We start from the raw sequence: 5,600 nt of genomic DNA on the forward strand, positions 1-5,600 counted from the left end.
CAAAAAAGATAGGAATAGCGCCATGGGAACAGCCACTCTGGGTGTAATTGTTGGGAATCGTGGTTTCTTCCCGGATCATTTATGCAAGACAGGCCGCGAAACCATCCTGAAGCTGCTGAAGGATGCGGATATCAATGCGGTGGCACTCTCGCTCGAGGATACGAATAATGGGAGTGTAGAATCCCTCGAAGATGCCCACAAATGCGCCGAATTATTTGAGGGACATCGGGAACAGATCGACGGCGTACTGGTGACCCTGCCCAACTTTGGTGATGAACGGGCCATCGCCAATACTCTACGCTGGGCCAGTCTTGATGTGCCGGTACTTCTGCATGCCTTCCCCGATGATATCGGCAAGATGAGCATTTCCGACCGCCGGGATTCCTTTTGTGGCAAAATATCCGCAGCCAACAATCTCGATCAGTATGGAATCAAATATAGCTTGACGACCCGGCATACGGTTGATCCCGAAAGCGCCGGTTTCCGCGAAGATCTAGGCCGTTTCGTACAGGTATGTCGGATCGTCAAGGGGCTGAAGAACGCCCGCATCGGCATCATCGGTGCCCGCCCGGCAGCCTTCAATACGGTCCGGTTTAGCGAAAAACTGTTCGAACGTGCAGGAATCAGTGTCGAAACAATAGACCTGTCGGAAGTCTTTGGAGCTGCTGAACGACTGCAAAGTAATAATCCCGTCGTGAAGTTGAATGTGGAAGCAATTCAGGCTTATGTCTCTACCAAGGGGGTGCCTCTACCTGCGATCGAGAAAATGGCCAAGCTGGGGATTGTTGTCGATGATTGGATGCATGAAAAGGAATTAGTCGCCAGTGCGATTCAATGCTGGACTTCCATGGAGGAATATTACGGTATTGTGCCCTGTGGGCTTATGAGCATGATGAGTGAAGGCCTGATGCCCAGCGCTTGTGAAACGGATATCGGCGGGGTTATCGGCATGTATGCCCTGGTACTAGCTTCCGGCAAACCCAGCGCGATAGTGGATTGGAACAACAATTATGGTGAGGACCCCGACAAATGTGTCATTTTCCACTGTTCGAACCTGCCGAAAAGCGTATTCCTGGATGAAGCTACCCTGTCAAGCTGCCGCCACTGTTCCGCCAAAGATCTTCCCGTCATGGATTACCAGGAAATAATTGCCGGAGACGTAGGCAAAGAAAATACCTTCGGTACGATCGTCGGCAGGATAAAACCGGGTCCCTTCACTTTTTGCCGGGTGTCGACGAATGATTTTGCCGGGAAGATAGCTGCCTACGTGGGACAGGGGCAACTGACCGACGATCCTTTGGACACTTTCGGTGGTTTCGGCGTGGCGCATATTCCCAATCTGCAGTCACTACTGAGGCATATTTGCAGCGGTGGCTTTGAACATCACGTCGCGATTAATCTCTCCCAATCAGCCGATTCAATTGCTGAAGCCTTTCGGAATTATCTTGGATGGGATGTCTATTACCATGAGTAACAGGCAGGCGGGCAGCAACGCCATGCGACCGACATCAAAAAACGCGGTGCGGTCTGTCGCTAACGAGAGCGCGCCTCCGATGGCACTAAGTAAGTAGGTCTTATGATGAGAGTGCTCCGATTGCACGGCAAAGGAGACTTGCGCCTGCATACCGAGCCTGATCCAGTAGCGGGCCCGGATGAAGCCGTGGTCCTTATTCATACTGTCGGTATCTGCGGCTCGGATCTGCATTGGGTTGAGCATGGCGGCGTTGGTGAAACCCAACTTGAGAAACCGATGGTTCTGGGGCATGAGTTCTCAGGAGTCGTTAATGACAGGGAAGGGCAGCCGGTTCTGGTTGCCGTGGATCCGGCTATACCTTGCGGTCAATGCCGATCCTGTCAGGAAGGCCACCCGAATCTCTGCTGGCAGATACGGTTCGCCGGGTATGGCGTGGAGGATGGGGCGTTTCGAGAGCAAATGGCCTGGCCGAAAAGGTGCCTCCATCCCCTGCCTGAGAAACTTACTGCGACTGATGGCGCGTTACTGGAGCCATTGGGGGTGGCTCTGCATGCGGTGGATCTCGGGTCCCTCAAAATGGGCATGAAAGTGGGTGTTTTCGGTTGTGGACCCATTGGCTTACTGATCGTACGCATCGCGCGGCTCATGGGTGCTTCTCAGGTCATCAGCACGGATATATTGCCCCATAGGTTGGAAGTAGCCCGTGAACTGGGTGCAACTACGGTGCTTGCATCCCCGGATGGCGCCGAGCGAGCGGAAGTTTGGGCCACCAGCGCCGGTGAAGGCGTGGACGTGGCTTTTGAAGTCGCCGGTGAGAATGCCGCCGTCGAGACCGCGGTCGCCAGTACCCGTGCCGGCGGCTCGGTAGTGCTGGTCGGCATACCGGGCTCCGATATAACCAGCTTCCAGGCTTCGACTGCGCGGCGCAAAGGCCTGACGATCAAATTGTCTCGACGCATGAAGCATGCCTACCCCCGCGCAATCGGCCTGGTCGAGCAGGGTCTCGTTGACGTGCGCTCCCTGGTGACCCATCGCTTCCAGCTGGAGGATTATGCCAAGGCTTTTGCCGTAGCCCGGCGGCGGGAAGGCTTGAAGGTAGTCATCGAACTTGCCCCGCCGATTTGATTTATTCGAACAGGTCCTTCATAATTAGCCTATTTTATCTTTTCGCTGGTTCGGTTGTTTATTAAATGATCTCGGTCGCTGAATCATGATCTGAAAGAAGCATATCTAAAATTTCAATATTTCCCCCCTTTTGTACTCTTACCACGCTACTCGACAGTATGAGGCCACTCATTCTAATCCGCTATATGGCTGGGATATATCTTATTCGAAATGGAGTTTTTAACTTCTATCACCGGATAAATGAATTTGCAGTCTTTTTATTTCGGGTATGCTTTGAATTGGCTCAGACAGGTCATTGCCAGAAAACAACGTGGTTCCTCTAAAATCGAGGAGGAGATAATGGCTGATAAACCATTACAATGGATATTCGCACGCAGAAGTATCCGTAAGTTTTATTCCAATCCGGTTGAGGATGAGAAGGTTGATTTGATTTTGCAGGCCGCCATGGCAGCGCCGTCAGCCAACAACGCCAAACCCTGGCATTTTATTGTCGTGAAGAACCGGCAGACCCTGGATCAGATAGCCAAGCTCCACCCCTATGCGAAGATGTGTTACGAAGCGACCCTGGCTATCGTCGTCTGCGGTGATCCAGCCATCTCAAAAAACTACTGGCCCCAGGACTGCTCCGCCGCTACCCAGAATATCTTACTGGCGGGCACCGCCCTGGGACTGGGCACCGTCTGGCTGGGCGTGCATCCCAGGGTGGAGCGGAAAGGGAATATGAAAAAACTCTTCGGTATCCCTGAGAATATGGAAGTCCTGGCCGTAGTTGCGATCGGCTACCCGGCTGAGCAGAAAAGTCCCCGTACCCAGTTTGACGCCAGCCGGGTGCATGCCGACATGTGGTAGGTCCCTATCTTATCATTGCGAAGAAATCGGTGCCAGCCTGGCAGGGAGACTTAAAGATGAGACCAATCATCAAGTTTCTGGATGATAGCCTTATCGAAAGGATTGTTTCCGAAGCGACCCACATTCTTTGTACTCTTGGAATTGAGATCCACAATGAAGGTATTTTATCATTATTATCGGATCATGGTGCCAAGATTGATCTCAAGCGAAACCACGTGACTTTCACGAGTGGTATAATTGAGAAGGCCCTGAAGACAGCACCGGATTCGTTTAAACTCTATAATGTTAAGGGTGCTGAGACCCACGATTTCTCCGGTTATAATGTATACTTCACACCGGGCTCCGCTGCTTTGCATATCCTTGATTACCATACCAATCGTATCCGGAAACCTTCGACGCAGGACTATGTGAATTATGTGAAGGTCACCAGCCAGCTCGAGCACATAGCATCCCAGAGTACCGCCCTCATTCCGACTGACGTCCACGAAAAGATCTCCGACAGTTATCGACTGTTCCTGAGTTTTCTGTACGGTGAGAAGCCGGTTGTGACCGGGGCCTTTACGGTTCAATCCTTTGAAGTGATGAAAGACTTTCAGGTGGCGATACGCGGGTCGGAAGAGGGACTCAAGGGAAAGCCGCTCACCATTTTCTCCTGCTGCCCGACTTCACCCCTGAAGTGGAGTGATATCACCTCCCAGAATGTGGTTGATTGTGCGCAATACTCCATACCCGTGGAATTGGTAGCCATGCCCCTTTCGGGATTCATTGCGCCCGTAACACTGACCGGCACGCTTGTGCAGCACACGGCTGAGACCCTGAGTGGAATTGTAATCAGTCAGCTCGCCAATCCCGGCACTCCAATTCTATATGGGGGCTCTCCAGCCATCTTTGATATCCGCTATGAGACCACTCCCATGGGGGCTGTGGAAACCATGATGATCGATTGTGCCTATAATGAGATCGGGAAATACCTGGGACTGCCAACCCAGGCCTACATATCGTTGAGCGATGCTAAACAACTTGATACCCAGGCGGGAATAGAGAGCGGCGTAGGTGCAACCCTGGCGGCTTTATCGGGGATCAACAACATTTCAGGACCGGGAATGCTTGACTTCGAGAGCTGCCATAGCCTCGAAAAGCTGATAGTTGATAATGAAATATGTGGCATGACCTTCCGACTGATTGAGGGCATAGAACCCAAAGATGATTTTCCCTCCCTGCCGATCTTTCAGGAGCTGCTCAAGGAGCAGCATCTGCTGATCTCGGATCACAGCCTGCGCTATCGCGATGAGGAATTCCTTTTCCCGGGGCCGGTGATCGATCGTGCCAACCGCGCAAGATGGGAAGAGGAGGGGGCATTAACCCTGAAAGAGCGGGCCCATAGTGTAGTGCAAGCGTTGCTGAAACAATACAAGCCGTCCGGCTTGCCTGCGGCAGTCAAAAATGAACTGATCCAGCTCATGGAGAAAGAGGCCCGCCGCTATGGACAGGATCATCTACCGGAGAGGTTGCCGTGAGTCGGATGGTGCCAATCAACCTGGATGACATTATGCCCGCAGAGGAAGCGGTGCTCCACAACCAGGGCATCCCCAGGGGCGCCACCATTCCGCGAAGCATTCAGACGCTTATGGGCCAGGCCATGGAATCGTTTTCCACCACAGCTGAACCTGCCGGCATGCTGGCGGAACTATCCAGGGGTGAATTCGAGTCGATCTTCAGGGGTGAGGGGAAAAACGAAGCCGAGAACCCTATTGCGCAGATTTTTCCGCGCGCGGATCATCTGGCACTGTTCGCTCTTACGCTGGGTGCTAAAGTCAGCACAACCATTGAGGGGCTTTTTAGCGACAGTCAATTTGCCCTCGGTTCGATGCTTGATACGGTGGCCTCCCTGGCCGCCGACCTGGCAGTTGAAGTATGTGAAGCCGCCTATTTCGCAGACCTCTCACATAGGGCTCTTGTCACGAATGATTGCCGCGTTCTGAGCTATAGCCCCGGCTACTGCGGCTGGCATATCAGCGGACAGAAAAAACTCTTCCAGTTTCTACGTCCGGAAAAGATCGGCATTTCACTTAACAACAGCTTTTTAATGAGTCCTTTGAAATCTGTCACCGGCGTCTTAATCGCAGGTAAAAAAGAAATTCATATCTTTAAA

Annotated in this window: 5 protein-coding genes; all 5 read left to right on the plus strand. The window is 52.4% G+C overall.

Annotated elements, in window-relative coordinates:
- Nucleotides 1-22 precede the first annotated feature (22 nt).
- Nucleotides 23-1,474, plus strand: coding sequence for an L-fucose/L-arabinose isomerase family protein (locus ACETWG_10995; protein ID MFB0517111.1), 1,452 nt, complete (start codon nucleotides 23-25; stop codon nucleotides 1,472-1,474).
- Nucleotides 1,475-1,576: 102 nt separating this feature from the next.
- Nucleotides 1,577-2,599, plus strand: a complete 1,023-nt coding sequence (locus ACETWG_11000; GenBank protein ID MFB0517112.1) for a zinc-binding dehydrogenase — start codon at nucleotides 1,577-1,579, stop codon at nucleotides 2,597-2,599.
- A gap of 339 nt (nucleotides 2,600-2,938) precedes the next feature.
- Nucleotides 2,939-3,448: a nitroreductase family protein gene (locus ACETWG_11005; GenBank protein ID MFB0517113.1), complete on the plus strand. Its 510-nt coding sequence runs from the start codon at nucleotides 2,939-2,941 to the stop codon at nucleotides 3,446-3,448.
- 29 nt (nucleotides 3,449-3,477) lie between these two features.
- Complete coding sequence (locus tag ACETWG_11010; protein ID MFB0517114.1) at nucleotides 3,478-4,965, plus strand: trimethylamine methyltransferase family protein; 1,488 nt, start codon at nucleotides 3,478-3,480, stop codon at nucleotides 4,963-4,965.
- A gap of 32 nt (nucleotides 4,966-4,997) precedes the next feature.
- On the plus strand, nucleotides 4,998-5,600 hold a 603-nt coding region (locus ACETWG_11015), incomplete at its 3' end, for a vitamin B12 dependent-methionine synthase activation domain-containing protein (protein MFB0517115.1).

This window comes from Candidatus Neomarinimicrobiota bacterium, assembly GCA_041862535.1.
Taxonomy (GTDB): domain Bacteria; phylum Fidelibacterota; class Marinisomatia; order SCGC-AAA003-L08; family TS1B11.